This window comes from Streptococcus sp. 3705 (assembly GCF_013277145.1).
In the GTDB taxonomy this organism is placed as follows: domain Bacteria; phylum Bacillota; class Bacilli; order Lactobacillales; family Streptococcaceae; genus Streptococcus.
The window spans coordinates 1-17,597 of record NZ_VMMJ01000025.1 but is presented as its reverse complement, the minus strand read 5'-3'; the positions used below and the strand labels follow the sequence as shown (position 1 = coordinate 17,597).

Genomic DNA, 17,597 nt, shown 5'->3' with positions numbered 1-17,597 from the left:
TTTAGCCATCGAATAATTTAGATTTAGATTGGGTTTGATCCCGCCACCCAGCCAGTACAGAGGGCAGAAGTGATGTTAAAGCCACCTGTGTGGGCATTGATATCCAGTACTTCGCCAGCAAAGTGGAGTCCAGGGACTAGTTTACTTTCCAAAGTTTTAGGATTGATTTCCTTGAGACTGACGCCCCCCTTGGTAACAAAGGATTTGGCTAGGGACATTTTGCCAGTCACAGGGATTTTGAGGTCCTTGATAGACTGGATAAGTTGTTCTCGTTCCTTTTCAGTCAGTTGTTTGACTTTTTCAGGATAGACTTGCACAAAAAATTCAGCCAAGCGCTCAGGTAATAAAGATTTTAAAGCATTTTTCAAGGATTTTTCCCGATTTTCTTCTAGAAATGCAGCCAAGTCCTTCTCAGAAAGTTGAGGCAAAACATCCAGTGAGAGAAGCTCCCCACCCTTGACAAAACTAGACATACGCAGGGCAGCAGGGCCAGACAAACCAAAGTGGGTAAAGAGCAAATCGTGAGTGATGACATGCTTTCCATAACTTAGGGTCACATCATCCAATGAAATTCCCTGTAAGGCCTTGTGTGGAAAATCTGTCAACAAAGGACTTTCAGCGGCTTCAAGTTCGGTAATGGTATGTTTGAAATGGCGGGCAATCTCGTGACCAAAACCAGTTGAACCAGTAGAAGGATAGGATTTCCCACCAGTTGTGACAATGAGTTTATCACAAGTGAAGGTTTGGTCTGCGGACTTAAGGACAAACTGGTTGTCGATTTTTTTAACCGAAACAATTTCGGTTTGAGTAGCAATTTGACCACCTAGTTCAGTGATTTTCTTTTCCAAGGCTTCGATAATGGTCCGAGACTTGTCACTGGCAGGAAAGACGCGGCCGTGGTCTTCGACCTTAAGTTTAACACCATTTTCTGTAAAAAAGTTAATGATATCATGGTTATCAAACTGGGAGAAGACACTGTAGAGAAAGCGCCCATTTCCAGGGATTCCAGCTAGTAGGTCATCTAGAGTTCCGTTGTTGGTTACATTGCAACGTCCCCCACCTGTCCCAGCTAATTTTTTTCCAAGTTTCCGATTTTTTTCGAGGAGGAGGGTTTTCTGTCCATAAAAGCTACTGGAAATCGTAGCCATCATGCCAGCAGGTCCTCCACCGATGACAATAGTATCAAAATATTTCATAGCTCTATTGTACCACAAAAAAACAAGAGATGATGGTCACCTCTTGTCAAGAATGCAATTAATCAATTTCATATCCCATCAGCAAACCACCATCTTCTGCATAAAAACTGCAGAGACCAGATGTTGGGAGAATTTTAATATCCGCCTGTGGGAAATTTTCACGGATTCGGTCTGAAAGCTGTTGGCAACATTTCTCGTTATTGCGTTGGGCCATGACAATACGGCCACCAGCATATCCTGCTTTCACTAACTCTTCATAGGCTGCTTGAATCGACTTCTTTGGTCCTCTTGCTTTTTGTAGCAATTCGAGAGTTCCAGTTTCACTAGCTTCTCCAACCATACGGATGTTGAGAAGGCCAACGACTGTACCGATAAGCTTACTCAAACGGCCGTTCTTCACCAAGTTATCTACTTTGGCTAGGACAAAGAGCAACTTGGTTTTTTCTTGATAAGCAGTGATAGCTTCAACCACTTCTTCAAAAGATAGGCCCTGGTCAATCAAGTCATTTAATTTTTCTACGAGCAAGTCAACTTCCCCGCCAGCAGACAAACTATCAATTACATGAATCTTAGTGTCAGGATGGTCTTCCAGATAAATATTCTTGGCTAGTTGAGCACTATTGTGACTGCCAGAAAGAGTACCAGTGATGGTTACTAGGAAAATGTTTTTGGCTCCTTCAAATGCTCGCAAATAATCATCTGGGCTTGGACAAGCTGATTTTGAAGCTTCTGCAGTTGCATACATGGTTTCCATCATTTGGTCAATATCAAGACTGGCATCATCAACAAAGACCTGATCAGCTACTTGAATGGTTAAGGGAACACTTACAAAGGTCGTGTCAATAGCTGGTGTCTCCAGCTGACGATAATCACAACCAGAGTCAGCAATAATCTTCCAAGTCATAGAAATTCTCCATCTTTGTCAGTTATACATTGACAAAGGTTCTGTCTTTTTTTACAATTATATCATGAAAGCCCTTGAAACAAAAGCCTCATCCGTCTGTTGTGACAAGTAGAAAGAAAATGTTATGTCTGAACGTAGAATCTCTGAAAAGTCTCTTGAAAATCTCAGAAAATCAAACCAAGAATCCAATTTATTAACCAGAGAAGCCATCGAAACAGCCCTCTTGCAGCTCTTGGAAAAAAAGGACTTGACCAAGATTAGTATTTCTGAATTGGTCAAACGTGCAGGCGTTTCTCGTGCAGCCTTTTACCGTAATTATGATTCCAAAGAAGAAATTTTAGAAAGCGTCTTTAAACGAACTGTCCATAATATCATGGAGCAGCTGCATCATTACGATCTAAAGACAGACCTTTATCTGGTATGGGTTCACCTTTTCCGGGAGGCAAGAAAGGAAGCCAGAGTGATTCAATTGGCCTTGGATTACCATCTGGAAAAAATCTTTGTCCAAGCCATGCAGGAATTTCTAGAAAAATACCATGGGAAATCAAAAGGTGTCAGCTCTTATCTTCATTCCTTCTGGAGCTCAGCCATTGTATCTGTCCTCCTAAAATGGATCAAGGATGGCATGAAGGTACCAGCTGAAAAGATTGCAGACTTAGGTTTACCATTTTTTAAAAAATAGAGAAAAAGGAGAAGAGATATGACTGAAAAAAGACTAGCTTGGGATGAGTATTTTGCAGCCCAAGCCCTACTGATTGCCAATCGTTCCACTTGTAAACGTGCCAAAGTGGGCGCAATTCTGGTAAAGGATAATAAGGTTATTTCCACTGGTTACAATGGTTCGGTGTCAGGGACTGAGCATTGTATTGACCATGAATGTCTGGTCATTGAAGGCCACTGTGTTCGTACCCTTCACGCTGAGGTTAATGCCATTCTCCAAGGTGCAGAACGTGGTGTTCCTAAAGGTTTTACGGCCTATGTGACGCATTTTCCTTGTCTCAACTGTACCAAACAATTACTTCAGGTCGGTTGCAAGCGCGTAGTTTATATTAACCAGTACCGAATGGATGACTATGCCCAATACCTTTATCAAGAAAAAGGAACAGAATTAACTCATTTACCACTTGAGACCGTACAGGCCGCTCTTAAAGAGGCTGATCTAATGTAAAAATTATCAAAAACAAATGGTTTAGAAAGATTTTTAAACCGTTTTTTGGTATAATAAGAAGAATAAATTGAAAGAAGGAATTCCAAAAATGGGAAAAATTGAAGTTATAAATCATCCACTGATTCAACACAAATTGTCAATCTTGCGTCGTACAGATACTTCTACAAAAGCTTTTCGTGAGCTAGTAGATGAGATTGCAATGTTGATGGGGTATGAAGTACTTCGTGATCTTCCACTAGAAGATGTGGAAATCGAAACACCAATTACAAAAACAGTTCAAAAACAATTGGCTGGTAAGAAATTGGCCATCGTTCCAATCTTGCGTGCAGGTATCGGGATGGTTGATGGTCTCTTGAGCTTGGTTCCAGCTGCCAAAGTTGGCCATATCGGTATGTACCGTGATGAAGAAACGCTTCAACCAGTTGAATACTTGGTGAAATTGCCTGAGGACATTGACCAACGTCAAATTTTTGTGGTAGACCCAATGTTGGCAACAGGTGGATCAGCGATCTTGGCTGTTGACTCGCTTAAAAAACGTGGCGCATCAAATATTAAATTTGTCTGCCTTGTATCTGCTCCAGAGGGTGTAAAAGCCCTTCAAGAAGCTCATCCAGATGTAGAAATCTTTACAGCTGCCTTGGATGAACGTTTGAACGAACACGGTTATATCGTTCCAGGTCTTGGAGATGCTGGAGACCGCTTGTTCGGTACAAAATAAGATCGAAAAGAAGAATGACTTGGAAAAGTATTTCCAGTCACGAAAGGAGGTTGGGTTTTTGTTTCTGTCTAATGAAAGCAGAGCAAAAGTTTGACCTTTTTTGACCAAGATATTATAATAGTCTTATCTTCAGTCATTTGACCAACAAAAATAAAACTCAAAAGGAGAAATAAATGATTCCTGTAGTTATTGAACAAACAAGCCGTGGAGAACGTTCTTACGATATTTACTCACGTCTTCTCAAAGACCGCATCATTATGCTGACTGGTCCAGTTGAAGACAACATGGCCAACTCTGTTATTGCCCAATTGCTTTTCTTGGATGCCCAAGATAGTACAAAAGATATTTACCTTTATGTCAATACACCTGGTGGTTCCGTTTCAGCTGGTTTGGCAATCGTTGATACTATGAACTTTATCAAGGCAGATGTTCAAACCATCGTTATGGGTATGGCCGCATCTATGGGGACGGTCATTGCATCAAGTGGAGCAAAAGGTAAACGCTTCATGCTTCCAAATGCAGAGTATATGATTCACCAACCAATGGGTGGTACAGGTGGTGGTACCCAACAGACTGATATGGCGATCGCTGCAGAACATTTGCTTAAAACTCGTAATACCTTGGAAAAAATCTTGGCTGAAAATTCAGGTCAGTCAATCGAAAAAGTCCACGCAGATGCAGAACGCGATAACTGGATGAGTGCCCAAGAAACACTTGAATATGGCTTTATTGATGAAATCATGGCCAACAATTCATTGAACTAATGATGAAAGAAGGCAAACTCGACTGGGTTTGCTTTTTTTGGTATAATAGGGAGAGAGTTCTTAGAAAGAGGATTTATCATGTTTGAAAAAGTCAATCGCTCTGGCTTGATTATCTATCTTTACTATAATCGTGATGCCAAAAAATTGCAGGATTATGGAGATATTACCTATCATTCCAAGAAACATCGTTACTTACAACTCTATGTTCCAACTCAAGAAGTGGAGCAATTGGTCGGGCGCTTGAGCAAGGAAAAGTTTATAAAAAAAGTCAGAGTTTGTCATATCCAAGAGCTGGAAACACCCTTTGTGGGCAATCTTTATCGAGAGGAAAACGTTATCAGATAAAAATTTAAAGAAAAGTGTTGACAATTTTCTGATAATTCGGTATATTCTTAACAGACTATTTAAGAAATAAGGAGACAAAAAAAGATGAAGAAAAAATTTGCCCTATCCTTTGTGGCGCTTGCAAGTGTAGCACTTCTTGCAGCCTGTGGAGAAGTAAAGTCTGGAGCAGTCAACACTGCTGGTAACTCAGTAGAGGAAAAGACAATCAAAATCGGATTTAACTTCGAAGAAACTGGTGCCGTAGCAGCCTACGGAACATCTGAACAAAAAGGTGCCCAACTTGCTGTTGACGAAATCAATGCTGCAGGTGGTATCGATGGAAAACAAATCGAAGTAGTCGATAAAGATAACAAGTCTGAAACAGCTGAGGCTGCTTCAGTAACAACTAACCTTGTAACCCAATCTAAAGTATCAGCAATCGTAGGACCTGCGACATCTGGTGCAACTGCAGCTGCGGTAGCGAACGCTACAAAAGCAGGTGTTCCATTGATTTCGCCAAGTGCGACTCAAGATGGATTGACTAAAGGTCAAGATTACCTCTTTATCGGAACTTTCCAAGATAGCTTCCAAGGAAAAATTATCTCAAACTATGTTTCTGAAAAATTAAATGCTAAGAAAGTTGTTCTTTACACTGACAATGCCAGTGACTATGCTAAAGGGATTGCTAAAGCCTTCCGCGAATCATACAAGGGTGAGATCGTTGCAGATGAAACTTTCGTAGCAGGTGACACAGACTTCCAAGCAGCCCTTACAAAAATGAAAGGGAAAGATTTTGATGCTATCATCGTTCCTGGTTACTATACTGAAGCTGGTAAAATTGTAAACCAAGCGCGTGGTATGGGAATTGACAAACCAATCGTTGGTGGTGATGGATTCAACGGTGAAGAGTTTGTACAACAAGCAACTGCTGAAAAAGCATCAAACATCTACTTTATTTCAGGCTTCTCAACTACTGTAGAAGTTTCAGCTAAAGCAAAAGCCTTCCTTGATGCATACCGTGCTAAGTACAATGAAGAGCCTTCAACATTTGCAGCCTTGGCTTATGACTCAGTTCACCTTGTAGCAAATGCAGCAAAAGGTGCTAAAAACTCAGGTGAAATCAAGGATAATCTTGCTAAAACAAAAGATTTTGAAGGTGTAACTGGTCAAACAAGCTTCGATGCGGACCACAACACAGTCAAAACTGCTTACATGATGACCATGAACAATGGTAAGGTTGAAGCAGCAGAAGTTGTAAAACCATAATAGAAAATGTTGAAATAGGGAATGAGCCTCGGACTCACTCCCTGTTTCGGTGTTTAATACTCTTTGAAAATCTCTTCAAACTGCGTCAACGTCGTCTTGGATTATATATGTGACTGACTTCATCAGTCTTATCTACAACCTCAAAGCAGTGCTTTGAGCAACCTGCGGCTAGTTTTCTAGTTTGCTCTTTGATTTTCATTGAGTATAAGAACCTATCAAAAAGTGAGGGGAAACTCTCAAAATTATAAATAGAAAGAGTGAATCTTATGCTCCAACAACTAGTAAATGGTTTGATTCTAGGTAGTGTTTATGCGCTGTTAGCTCTAGGATATACCATGGTTTACGGAATTATCAAGCTCATCAACTTCGCCCACGGTGATATTTATATGATGGGAGCCTTTATCGGTTATTTCTTGATCAATTCTTTCCAAATGAATTTCTTTGTAGCGCTTATTGTAGCTATGCTAGCGACAGCTATTCTTGGTGTCGTGATTGAGTTCCTTGCTTACCGACCTTTGCGTCACTCTACTCGTATTGCTGTTTTGATTACAGCTATTGGGGTTTCTTTCCTATTGGAGTATGGCATGGTCTATCTGGTTGGTGCCAATACTCGTGCCTTCCCTCAAGCGATTCAAACAGTTCGCTATGATCTGGGACCAGTTAGCCTAACAAACGTGCAGTTAATGATTTTGGCCATTTCCTTGATTTTGATGATTTTGTTACAAGTCATTGTCCAAAAGACTAAGATGGGGAAAGCCATGCGTGCAGTATCAGTAGATAGCGATGCGGCGCAATTGATGGGGATCAATGTAAACCGTACTATCAGCTTTACCTTCGCTTTGGGTTCAGCTCTTGCGGGTGCAGCTGGTGTTCTGATTGCCCTCTATTATAACTCTCTTGAGCCTTTGATGGGGGTTACTCCAGGTCTTAAGTCTTTCGTTGCCGCAGTACTTGGTGGTATCGGAATCATTCCTGGTGCGGCTCTTGGTGGTTTTGTGATTGGTCTATTGGAAACCTTTGCGACAGCCTTTGGAATGTCAGACTTCCGTGATGCCATTGTTTATGGAATTTTGTTGTTGATCTTGATTGTCCGCCCAGCTGGTATCCTTGGTAAAAATGTGAAAGAGAAGGTGTAAGCGATGAAAGAAAATTTAAAAGTTAATATTCTATGGTTACTCCTTTTGTTAGCTGGCTATGGCTTGATTAGTGTACTGGTTTCAGTCGGAGTACTCAACCTATTCTATGTACAGATTTTACAACAAATTGGAATTAATATTATTCTGGCTGTTGGTCTCAACTTAATCGTTGGTTTTTCAGGACAATTTTCACTTGGTCATGCTGGTTTTATGGCGATTGGTGCCTATGCAGCAGCTATTATTGGTTCTAAATCACCAACCTACGGTGCCTTCTTTGGAGCCATGCTTGTAGGGGCTTTACTTTCAGGAGCAGTTGCCTTACTTGTCGGGATTCCAACCTTGCGCTTGAAGGGGGACTATCTTGCGGTAGCGACTCTAGGTGTTTCTGAAATTATCCGTATCTTTATCATCAATGGCGGAAGCCTTACAAATGGTGCAGCAGGTATCTTGGGAATTCCAAACTTTACAACTTGGCAAATGGTTTACTTCTTTGTTGTGATTACAACCATTGCAACCTTGAACTTCTTGCGTAGCCCTATTGGTCGTTCAACCCTCTCCGTTCGTGAGGATGAAATCGCTGCTGAGTCTGTTGGGGTTAATACGACTAAAATTAAAATTATCGCTTTTGTCTTTGGTGCCATTACTGCAAGTATTGCAGGGTCACTTCAGGCAGGATTTATCGGGTCTGTTGTACCGAAAGATTATACATTCATTAACTCAATCAACGTTTTGATCATTGTTGTATTTGGTGGACTTGGTTCCATTACAGGTGCCATTGTTTCAGCTATTGTTCTGGGAATTTTGAATATGCTTCTCCAAGATGTTGCCAGCGTGCGTATGATTATTTACGCTTTGGCCTTGGTCTTGGTAATGATTTTCAGACCAGGTGGACTTCTTGGAACATGGGAATTGAGCCTATCACGTTTCTTTAAAAAATCTAAGAAGGAGGAACAAAACTAATGGCATTACTTGAAGTAAAACAGTTAACCAAACATTTTGGCGGTCTAACAGCTGTTGGAGATGTGACTCTTGAATTGAACGAAGGGGAACTGGTTGGACTAATCGGTCCAAACGGAGCTGGGAAAACCACTCTTTTCAACCTCTTGACGGGTGTTTATGAACCAAGCGAGGGAACAGTAACCCTAGATGGTCACCTTTTGAATGGAAAGTCACCTTATAAGATTGCTTCTTTGGGACTTGGACGTACATTCCAAAATATCCGTCTCTTTAAAGATTTAACAGTTTTGGACAATGTTTTGATTGCTTTTGGCAACCATCACAAACAACATGTTTTTGCTAGTTTCTTACGCTTACCAGCTTTTTACAAGAGTGAAAAAGAATTAAAGGCTAAGGCTTTGGAATTGTTGAAAATCTTTGATTTAGATGGTGATGCAGAAACGCTTGCTAAAAATCTTGCCTACGGACAACAACGTCGTTTGGAAATTGTTCGTGCCCTCGCTACGGAACCTAAAATTCTCTTCTTAGATGAACCAGCAGCAGGTATGAACCCGCAGGAAACAGCCGAATTGACTGAGTTAATTCGTCGCATCAAAGATGAATTTAAAATTACGATCATGCTGATTGAACACGATATGAATCTGGTCATGGAAGTAACAGAACGCATCTACGTACTCGAATACGGTCGTTTGATTGCTCAGGGAACTCCAGAAGAAATTAAGACCAATAAACGCGTTATCGAAGCTTATCTAGGAGGTGAAGCCTAATGTCTATGTTAAAAGTTGATAATCTTTCTGTGCATTACGGCATGATCCAAGCAGTCCGTGATGTAAGCTTTGAAGTGAATGAAGGAGAAGTCGTTTCCCTTATCGGTGCCAATGGTGCAGGTAAGACAACCATTCTCCGTACCTTGTCTGGTTTGGTTAGACCGAGTTCAGGAAAGATTGAATTTTTAGATCAAGAAATCCAAAAAATGCCAGCTCAAAAAATCGTGGCAGGTGGTCTTTCACAAGTTCCAGAAGGCCGCCACGTCTTTCCTGGCTTGACTGTTATGGAAAATCTTGAAATGGGAGCTTTCTTGAAGAAAAATCGTGAAGAAAATCAAGCTAACTTGAAGAAGGTCTTTTCACGCTTTCCTCGTCTTGAAGAACGGAAGAACCAAGATGCAGCTACTCTTTCAGGAGGAGAACAACAAATGCTTGCCATGGGACGCGCCCTCATGTCAACACCAAAACTTCTTCTTTTAGATGAACCATCAATGGGACTTGCCCCAATCTTTATCCAAGAGATTTTTGATATCATTCAAGACATCCAGAAGCAAGGAACAACCGTCCTCTTGATTGAACAAAATGCTAATAAGGCACTCGCAATCTCTGACCGAGGCTATGTGCTGGAAACAGGAAAAATCGTCCTATCCGGAACAGGAAAAGAACTCGCTTCATCAGAAGAAGTCAGAAAAGCATATCTAGGTGGCTAAAAAGGTCCGGGGGACCTTTTTAGTCGGTGAATAGAGATTGCGAAGCAATCATCAAATCCAGTGGATTGTTTTAGTCGGTGGATGAAGATTACGAAGTAATCATCATTATAGTCCAGTGGACCTTTTTAGTCGGTGGATAAGGATTACGAAGTAATCTTCGCATAGTCTGGGAGACTAGTTTAGGTTGCGGATGGAAATTACGAAGTAATCATCATTATAGTCCAGTGGACCTTTTTAGTCGGCATATTTAGATTGCAAAGCAATATTCATCTACATTGAAAGCTTAATTTCTAATAATTGAAAAAATCGAATGAAACGTTTCTAACCTTCATTCACAGAGCTCGATTTTAGAGCTCTTTTTGCTAGCTTATTCATACTTTTCTGAATTTTGAAAAAGAAATGTAAGCGTTTGATAGATTTACAAAAAGATTGTATAATAGGGATAAGAATAGAAAAGGAGAAGTCTCATGGCAGTTAAAGATTTTATGACCCGCAAGGTAGTGTATATTAGTCCAGATACAACAGTATCTCATGCAGCAGATTTGATGAGAGAGCAAGGGTTGCACCGCTTGCCTGTTATCGAAAATGATCAATTGGTTGGTTTGGTGACTGAAGGAACCATTGCGCAAGCTAGTCCATCCAAAGCAACAAGTCTTTCTATCTATGAGATGAACTATCTTCTGAATAAGACAAAAGTAAAAGATGTCATGATTCGTGACGTTGTCACTGTTTCAGGCTATGCGAGTCTAGAAGATGCAACTTATCTGATGTTGAAAAACAAGATTGGTATTCTTCCTGTCGTAGATAATCATCAAGTATACGGAGTTATTACGGACCGTGACGTTTTCCAAGCCTTTCTTGAAATTGCTGGTTATGGTGAAGAAGGAATTCGTGTGCGCTTTGTTACAGAAGATGAAGTTGGCGTTCTTAGTAAGATTGTTTCTCTAATCGTTGAAGAAAATTTGAATATCTCTCATATAGTCAATATTCCGCGTAAGGATGGTAAGGTGATTATCGAAGTTCAAATCGATGGATCAATTGATTTACCAGCCTTGAAAGAAAAATTTGAAGCAAATGGTATTCAAGTGGAAGAAATCACTCGCACTTCAGCAAAAGTCTTGTAAAAAGGGAAGCCCAAAGGCTTCTTTTTTCATAAAAAAGGGATTATAGCAAAAGATGGAAAGAAATGATAAAATATGCTATAATGAAATGATGTAAAAAAGGAGTATTTATGGACATTTCAGTAATCCGTCAGAAAATTGACACAAATCGTGAAAAATTATCTTCTTTCAGGGGGTCTCTTTGACCTAGAAGGTCTAGAGGAAGAGATTGCCATCTTGGAAAATAAGATGACTGAACCTGATTTTTGGAACGATAATATCGCGGCCCAAAAAACGTCGCAAGAATTAAATGAATTAAAAAACACCTACAACACCTTCCACAAAATGGAAGAGTTGCAGGATGAAGTTGAAATTTTATTGGACTTTTTATCTGAAGATGAGTCGGTGCATGAAGAATTGATAACGCAGTTATCCGAACTTGATAAGATGATGACCAGCTACGAGATGACTCTACTCTTGTCAGAACCTTATGACCACAACAATGCCATCTTGGAAATCCATCCAGGTTCTGGTGGTACTGAGGCGCAGGACTGGGGCGATATGTTGCTTCGTATGTATACTCGTTATGGTAATGCTAAAGGCTTTAAAGTGGAAGTATTGGATTACCAAGCAGGTGATGAGGCAGGTATTAAGTCGGTAACCTTATCATTTGAAGGTCCTAATGCCTACGGCCTTCTCAAGTCAGAAATGGGTGTGCACCGTTTGGTGCGAATTTCGCCGTTCGACTCTGCCAAACGTCGTCATACCTCTTTCACATCTGTAGAAGTGATGCCTGAGTTGGACGATACCATTGAAGTGGAAATCCGGGAAGATGACATCAAGATGGATACCTTCCGTTCAGGTGGTGCCGGTGGACAAAACGTCAACAAGGTTTCAACAGGTGTACGTTTAACCCACATTCCAACTGGAATTGTTGTCCAATCAACAGTGGATCGTACCCAGTATGGAAATAGAGATCGAGCTATGAAGATGTTGCAGGCTAAACTCTATCAAATGGAGCAAGAGAAGAAAGCTGCGGAGGTAGATTCCCTCAAGGGTGAGAAAAAAGAAATCACATGGGGAAGCCAAATTCGTTCTTATGTCTTCACACCTTATACTATGGTAAAAGATCACCGAACTAGCTTTGAGGTTGCTCAGGTAGATAAGGTTATGGACGGGGACCTAGATGGTTTTATCGATGCCTATCTCAAGTGGCGCATTAGCTAAGATAGAAAGGAACTCATATGTCAATCATTGAAATGAGAGATGTCGTCAAAAAATACGACAACGGAACGACTGCCCTACGCGGTGTTTCGGTCAGCGTTCAACCGGGGGAATTTGCTTACATCGTAGGACCTTCAGGAGCAGGTAAGTCAACTTTTATTCGTTCTCTGTATCGTGAAGTAAAAATCGATAAAGGAAGCCTATCAGTTGCTGGTTTTAATCTGGTTAAGATTAAAAAGAAAGATGTCCCGCTTCTACGTCGTAGTGTTGGGGTTGTCTTCCAGGATTATAAACTCTTGCCAAAGAAAACGGTCTATGAGAATATTGCATACGCTATGGAAGTAATCGGGGAAAATCGCCGTAATATCAAAAAACGAGTGATGGAAGTTTTGGACTTGGTTGGCTTGAAGCACAAGGTTCGTTCTTTCCCCAATGAACTCTCAGGTGGGGAGCAACAGCGGATTGCGATTGCGCGTGCCATTGTAAATAATCCCAAAGTACTGATAGCCGATGAACCAACAGGAAACCTGGATCCTGACAATTCATGGGAAATTATGAATCTCTTGGAACGGATTAACCTACAAGGGACAACTATTTTGATGGCGACTCATAATAGCCAGATTGTAAATACCTTGCGCCACCGTGTCATTGCCATTGAAAATGGCCGTGTCGTTCGTGACGAATCAAAAGGAGAGTATGGATACGATGATTAGTAGATTTTTTCGCCATTTATTTGAAGCCTTAAAAAGTTTGAAACGAAATGGTTGGATGACAGTAGCTGCTGTCAGTTCAGTCATGATTACTTTGACCTTAGTGGCAATATTTGCTTCTGTTATTTTCAATACAGCGAAACTAGCTACAGATATTGAAAATAATGTCCGTGTAGTAGTTTATATCCGAAAGGATGTGGAAGATAACAGTCAGACAATTGAAAAAGAAGGTCAAACTGTTACAAATAATGACTACCACAAGGTATATGATTCTTTGAAGAACATGTCTACGGTTAAGAGTGTTACCTTTTCAAGTAAAGAAGAACAATATGAAAAATTAACCGAGACAATGGGAGATAACTGGAAAATCTTTGAAGGAGATGCCAATCCTCTCTATGATGCCTATATTGTAGAGGCAAACACTCCAAATGATGTAAAAACTATAGCCGAAGATGCTAAAAAAATTGAAGGTGTCTCTGAGGTTCAAGATGGCGGTGCCAATACAGAAAGACTCTTCAAGTTAGCTTCATTTATCCGTGTTTGGGGACTAGGGATTGCTGCTTTGTTAATTTTTGTCGCAGTTTTCTTGATTTCAAATACCATTCGTATTACCATTATTTCCCGCAGTCGCGAAATTCAAATCATGCGCTTGGTCGGAGCTAAAAACAGTTATATCCGTGGACCGTTCTTGTTAGAAGGAGCCTTTATCGGTTTATTGGGAGCTATCGCACCATCTGTTTTGGTCTTTATTGTTTATCAAATGGTTTACCAATCTGTCAACAAATCGTTGGTAGGGCAAAATCTATCCATGATTAGTCCAGATTTATTTAGTCCTTTGATGATTGCCCTACTATTTGTGATTGGAATTTTCATTGGTTCATTGGGATCAGGAATATCCATGCGCCGATTCTTGAAGATTTAGGTAAAATAATTACTTTTATGAGGAGGTTGTAAAATCTCCTTTTTTGCTACAAGAGTTTTTGAAAAGGGACTTCTAATACTCAATGAAAATCAAAGAGCAAACTAGGTAGCTCGCCACAGGATGCTCAAAATACTGATTTGAGGTTGTAGAAAGTCAGTCACATATATACGGTAAGACGACGCTGACGTGGTTTGAAGAGATTTTCGAAGAGTATAAAGAAGTCTCCCAGAGAAGACTTCTTGATGACTAATTTGAACTTGAAATTTTGCACTGGAAATTTTTTTGAAAAAGTGTAATTTTTTTTATAAAAGCCTTTACAAAAAAAAATAAAGTGGTATAATTAAATCATAAAAGGTGCAAACGTTTTCGTAAAACGTTTGCCTAAATAAAAATAAAGGAGATTTGAATGATGAAAGATACATTCAAAAATGTCTTGTCTTTCGAATTTTGGCAAAAATTCGGTAAGGCTTTGATGGTGGTTATCGCGGTTATGCCGGCTGCTGGTTTGATGATTTCAATCGGTAAGTCTATCGTGATGATTAACCCAACCTTTGCACCACTTGTTATTACTGGTGGTGTACTAGAACAAATCGGTTGGGGGGTTATCGTTAACCTTCATATCTTGTTCGCCCTAGCCATTGGAGGTAGCTGGGCTAAAGAACGTGCTGGTGGTGCTTTCGCCGCTGGTCTTGCCTTTATCCTAATCAACCGTATCACTGGTACAATCTTTGGTGTATCAGGAGATATGTTGAAAAATCCAGAAGCTATGGTAACAACTCTCTTTGGTGGATCAATCAAAGTTGCTGATTACTTCATTAGTGTTATGGAAGCTCCAGCACTTAACATGGGTGTATTCGTAGGGATTATTTCTGGTTTTATTGGAGCAACTGCTTACAATAAATACTATAACTTCCGTAAGCTTCCTGATGCACTTTCATTCTTTAACGGAAAACGTTTTGTACCATTTGTAGTTATTCTTCGTTCAATAATTGCTGCAATTGTACTTGCTGCTTTCTGGCCACTTGTGCAAACTGGTATCAATAGCTTTGGTATCTGGATTGCCAACTCACAAGAAACTGCTCCAATCCTTGCACCATTCTTGTATGGTACATTGGAACGTTTGCTCTTGCCATTTGGTCTTCACCACATGTTGACTATCCCAATGAACTACACAGCTCTTGGTGGTACTTATGATGTCTTAACTGGTGCAGCTAAAGGTAGTCAAGTATTTGGTCAAGATCCACTTTGGCTTGCATGGGTAACAGACCTTGTAAACCTTAAAGGTACTGATGCTAGTCAATACCAACACTTGTTAGATACAGTACATCCAGCTCGTTTCAAAGTTGGACAAATGATCGGTTCATTCGGTATCTTGATGGGTGTGGTTGTGGCTATCTACCGTAATGTTGATGCTGACAAGAAACACAAATACAAAGGTATGATGATTGCGACAGCTCTTGCAACATTCTTGACAGGGGTTACTGAACCAATCGAATACATGTTCATGTTTGTAGCAACACCTATGTATCTTGTTTACTCACTTGTTCAAGGTGCTGCCTTCGCTATGGCTGACGTAGTAAACCTACGTGTCCACTCATTCGGTTCAATCGAGTTCTTGACTCGTACACCACTAGCAATTAATGCTGGTATCGGTATGGATATCATTAACTTCGTTTGGGTAACTGTTCTCTTTGCCGTAATCATGTACTTTATCGCAAACTTCATGATTCAAAAATTCAACTACGCAACTCCAGGGCGTAACGGAAACTACGAAACTGCTGAAGGTTCAGAAGAGTCTAGTAGCGAAGTAAAAGTTGCAGCAGGCTCTCAAGCTGTAAACATTATCAACCTTCTTGGTGGACGTGCAAACATCGTTGATGTTGACGCATGTATGACTCGTCTTCGTGTAACTGTTAAAGATGCAGATAAAGTAGGAAATGCAGAGCAATGGAAAGCAGAAGGAGCTATGGGTCTTGTCATGAAAGGACAAGGGGTTCAAGCTATCTACGGTCCAAAAGCAGACGTATTGAAATCTGATATCCAAGATATCCTTGATTCAGGTGAAATCATTCCTGAAACTCTTCCAAGCCAAATGACTGAAGCACAACAAAACACTGTTCACTTCAAAGGTCTTACTGAGGAAGTTTACTCAGTAGCAGACGGTCAAGTTGTTGCTTTGGAACAAGTAAAAGATCCAGTATTTGCTCAAAAAATGATGGGTGATGGATTTGCAGTAGAACCAGCAAATGGAAATATCGTATCTCCAGTTTCAGGTACTGTATCAAGCATCTTCCCAACAAAACATGCTCTTGGTATTGTGACTGAAGCAGGTCTTGAAGTATTGGTTCACATTGGTTTGGACACAGTAAGTCTTGAAGGTAAACCATTTACAGTTCATGTTGCTGAAGGACAAAAAGTTGCAGCAGGAGATCTCCTTGTCACAGCTGACTTGGATGCTATCCGTGCAGCAGGACGTGAAACTTCAACAGTAGTTGTCTTCACAAATGGTGATGCAATTAAATCAGTTAAATTAGAAAAAACAGGTTCTCTTGCAGCTAAAACAGCAGTTGCTAAAGTAGAATTGTAATATACTTGAGGTTGGAAGCTGTATTCCAACCTCTTATTTTGGGAGAAAAGCATGAAATTTTTAACACTCAATACTCACAGTTGGATGGAAAAAGAAGCAGAGGAAAAATTCCAGATTTTGCTTGAGGATATTCTTGAAAAAGACTATGATTTGATTTGTTTCCAAGAAATCAATCAGGAGATCACATCGCCAGAGGTGGAGGTCAATGATCTTTATCAAGCTTTGCCAGCAGCTGAGCCTATTCACCAAGATCACTATGTTAGACTCTTGGTTGAAAAGTTGTCTGAGCAAGGGAAAAATTACTACTGGACCTGGGCCTATAACCATATCGGTTATGATCGCTACCACGAAGGTGTAGCTATCTTGTCTAAAACACCTATTGAAGCCAGAGAAATTTTGGTTTCAGATGTGGATGATCCAACAGACTATCATACTCGCCGTGTTGCCTTGGCTGAAACTGTAGTTGATGGTAAGGAGCTTGCAGTTGCAAGTGTCCACCTTTCTTGGTGGGATAAAGGTTTCCAAGAAGAATGGGCACGATTTGAAGCTGTCTTGAAAGAATTGAATAAGCCACTTTTGCTAGCTGGAGATTTCAACAACCCAGCCGGTAAGGAAGGCTACCAAGCTATTTTAGCTAGTCCATTGGGCTTACAAGACGCTTTTGAAGTTGCTCAAGAGAAAAGTGGTAGCTATACTGTTCCACCAGAAATAGATGGATGGAAAGGGAACACTGAACCCCTTCGAATCGACTATGTTTTTACTACCAAAGAGTTAGAGGTAGAAAATTTACATGTTGTATTTGATGGTAACAATAGTCCGCAAGTCAGTGATCACTATGGCTTGAGTGCTATTTTAAACTGGAAATAATAACTGATACTCTTCGAAAATCAAATTCAAACCACGTCAACGTCGCCTTGCCGTATTCAAGTACAGCCTGCGGCTAGTTTCCTAGTTTGATCTTTGATTTTCATTGAGTATGAAAAGAGGTTGGGATTATAAAATTCCAGCCTTTTTCTTATTAGAGAAGCTACTGGAAATCGCCTAATACTCTTCGAAAATCAAATTCAAACCACGTTAGCTTTACCTTGCCGTACTCAAGTACAGCCTGCGGCTAGCTTCCTAGTTTGCTCTTTGATTTTCATTG

At 40.4% G+C, this 17,597-nt stretch carries 18 protein-coding genes; 16 read left to right on the top strand and 2 right to left on the bottom strand.

The window, feature by feature from the left end:
• Window positions 1–23 precede the first annotated feature (23 nt).
• Together HT714_RS07680 and HT714_RS07675 are read right to left on the bottom strand one after the other, a co-directional pair.
• Window positions 24–1,196, bottom strand: coding sequence for an NAD(P)/FAD-dependent oxidoreductase (locus HT714_RS07680; RefSeq protein WP_173225317.1), 1,173 nt, complete (start codon window positions 1,194–1,196; stop codon window positions 24–26).
• 58 nt (window positions 1,197–1,254) lie between these two features.
• Window positions 1,255–2,100, bottom strand: a complete 846-nt coding sequence (locus HT714_RS07675) for a DegV family protein (protein ID WP_173225320.1) — start codon at window positions 2,098–2,100, stop codon at window positions 1,255–1,257.
• Between the two features lie 124 nt (window positions 2,101–2,224).
• On the opposite strand from HT714_RS07675, the gene HT714_RS07670 reads away from it, so the two are divergent.
• The 16 genes from HT714_RS07670 to HT714_RS07595 all read left to right on the top strand — a co-directional run bounded on the left by HT714_RS07670 (window position 2,225) and on the right by HT714_RS07595 (window position 17,320).
• Window positions 2,225–2,782: a TetR/AcrR family transcriptional regulator gene (locus HT714_RS07670; protein WP_000004135.1), complete on the top strand. Its 558-nt coding sequence runs from the start codon at window positions 2,225–2,227 to the stop codon at window positions 2,780–2,782.
• An 18-nt stretch (window positions 2,783–2,800) separates the two neighbouring features.
• Window positions 2,801–3,268: a cytidine/deoxycytidylate deaminase family protein gene (locus tag HT714_RS07665; protein ID WP_000136973.1), complete on the top strand. Its 468-nt coding sequence runs from the start codon at window positions 2,801–2,803 to the stop codon at window positions 3,266–3,268.
• Window positions 3,269–3,356: 88 nt separating this feature from the next.
• On the top strand, window positions 3,357–3,986 hold the full coding sequence (upp, locus tag HT714_RS07660; RefSeq protein WP_000515974.1) for a uracil phosphoribosyltransferase: 630 nt from the start codon (window positions 3,357–3,359) through the stop codon (window positions 3,984–3,986).
• Window positions 3,987–4,159: 173 nt separating this feature from the next.
• Complete coding sequence (clpP, locus tag HT714_RS07655) at window positions 4,160–4,750, top strand: ATP-dependent Clp protease proteolytic subunit ClpP (RefSeq protein ID WP_000613475.1); 591 nt, start codon at window positions 4,160–4,162, stop codon at window positions 4,748–4,750.
• 78 nt (window positions 4,751–4,828) lie between these two features.
• On the top strand, window positions 4,829–5,095 hold the full coding sequence (locus HT714_RS07650) for a YlbG family protein (protein ID WP_050223575.1): 267 nt from the start codon (window positions 4,829–4,831) through the stop codon (window positions 5,093–5,095).
• An 84-nt stretch (window positions 5,096–5,179) separates the two neighbouring features.
• Window positions 5,180–6,340, top strand: coding sequence for an ABC transporter substrate-binding protein (locus HT714_RS07645; protein WP_173225327.1), 1,161 nt, complete (start codon window positions 5,180–5,182; stop codon window positions 6,338–6,340).
• A gap of 266 nt (window positions 6,341–6,606) precedes the next feature.
• Window positions 6,607–7,476, top strand: a complete 870-nt coding sequence (locus HT714_RS07640; RefSeq protein ID WP_000941427.1) for a branched-chain amino acid ABC transporter permease — start codon at window positions 6,607–6,609, stop codon at window positions 7,474–7,476.
• Between the two features lie 3 nt (window positions 7,477–7,479).
• Window positions 7,480–8,436, top strand: a complete 957-nt coding sequence (locus tag HT714_RS07635; protein WP_000662290.1) for a branched-chain amino acid ABC transporter permease — start codon at window positions 7,480–7,482, stop codon at window positions 8,434–8,436.
• Entirely contained in the window at window positions 8,436–9,200 is a 765-nt protein-coding gene (locus tag HT714_RS07630) for an ABC transporter ATP-binding protein (RefSeq protein ID WP_172923546.1), read from the top strand. The genes HT714_RS07635 and HT714_RS07630 overlap by 1 nt, the downstream gene beginning before the upstream one ends.
• The gene (locus tag HT714_RS07625; RefSeq protein ID WP_050091862.1) at window positions 9,200–9,910 is read left to right on the top strand and encodes an ABC transporter ATP-binding protein; all 711 of its coding nucleotides are present in this window, start codon (window positions 9,200–9,202) and stop codon (window positions 9,908–9,910) included. Before HT714_RS07630 ends, HT714_RS07625 begins: the two co-directional genes overlap by 1 nt.
• A gap of 467 nt (window positions 9,911–10,377) precedes the next feature.
• Window positions 10,378–11,034: a CBS domain-containing protein gene (locus tag HT714_RS07620; protein ID WP_172923547.1), complete on the top strand. Its 657-nt coding sequence runs from the start codon at window positions 10,378–10,380 to the stop codon at window positions 11,032–11,034.
• Between the two features lie 107 nt (window positions 11,035–11,141).
• Window positions 11,142–12,237, top strand: a protein-coding gene (gene prfB / locus HT714_RS07615; protein ID WP_172923548.1) for a peptide chain release factor 2 whose coding sequence is annotated in 2 segments (ribosomal slippage) — window positions 11,142–11,213 and window positions 11,215–12,237 — 1,095 coding nt in all. Because the reading frame shifts where the segments join, the coding sequence is not laid out codon by codon here.
• A gap of 17 nt (window positions 12,238–12,254) precedes the next feature.
• The gene (ftsE, locus tag HT714_RS07610; protein WP_000022265.1) at window positions 12,255–12,947 is read left to right on the top strand and encodes a cell division ATP-binding protein FtsE; all 693 of its coding nucleotides are present in this window, start codon (window positions 12,255–12,257) and stop codon (window positions 12,945–12,947) included.
• On the top strand, window positions 12,940–13,866 hold the full coding sequence (ftsX, locus tag HT714_RS07605) for a permease-like cell division protein FtsX (RefSeq protein WP_000625541.1): 927 nt from the start codon (window positions 12,940–12,942) through the stop codon (window positions 13,864–13,866). The genes ftsE and ftsX overlap by 8 nt, the downstream gene beginning before the upstream one ends.
• Before the next feature lie 406 nt (window positions 13,867–14,272).
• Complete coding sequence (locus tag HT714_RS07600) at window positions 14,273–16,453, top strand: PTS transporter subunit IIBC (RefSeq protein WP_173225330.1); 2,181 nt, start codon at window positions 14,273–14,275, stop codon at window positions 16,451–16,453.
• 51 nt (window positions 16,454–16,504) lie between these two features.
• Complete coding sequence (locus HT714_RS07595; RefSeq protein WP_172923551.1) at window positions 16,505–17,320, top strand: endonuclease/exonuclease/phosphatase family protein; 816 nt, start codon at window positions 16,505–16,507, stop codon at window positions 17,318–17,320.
• The last annotated feature ends 277 nt before the right edge of the window (window positions 17,321–17,597 follow it).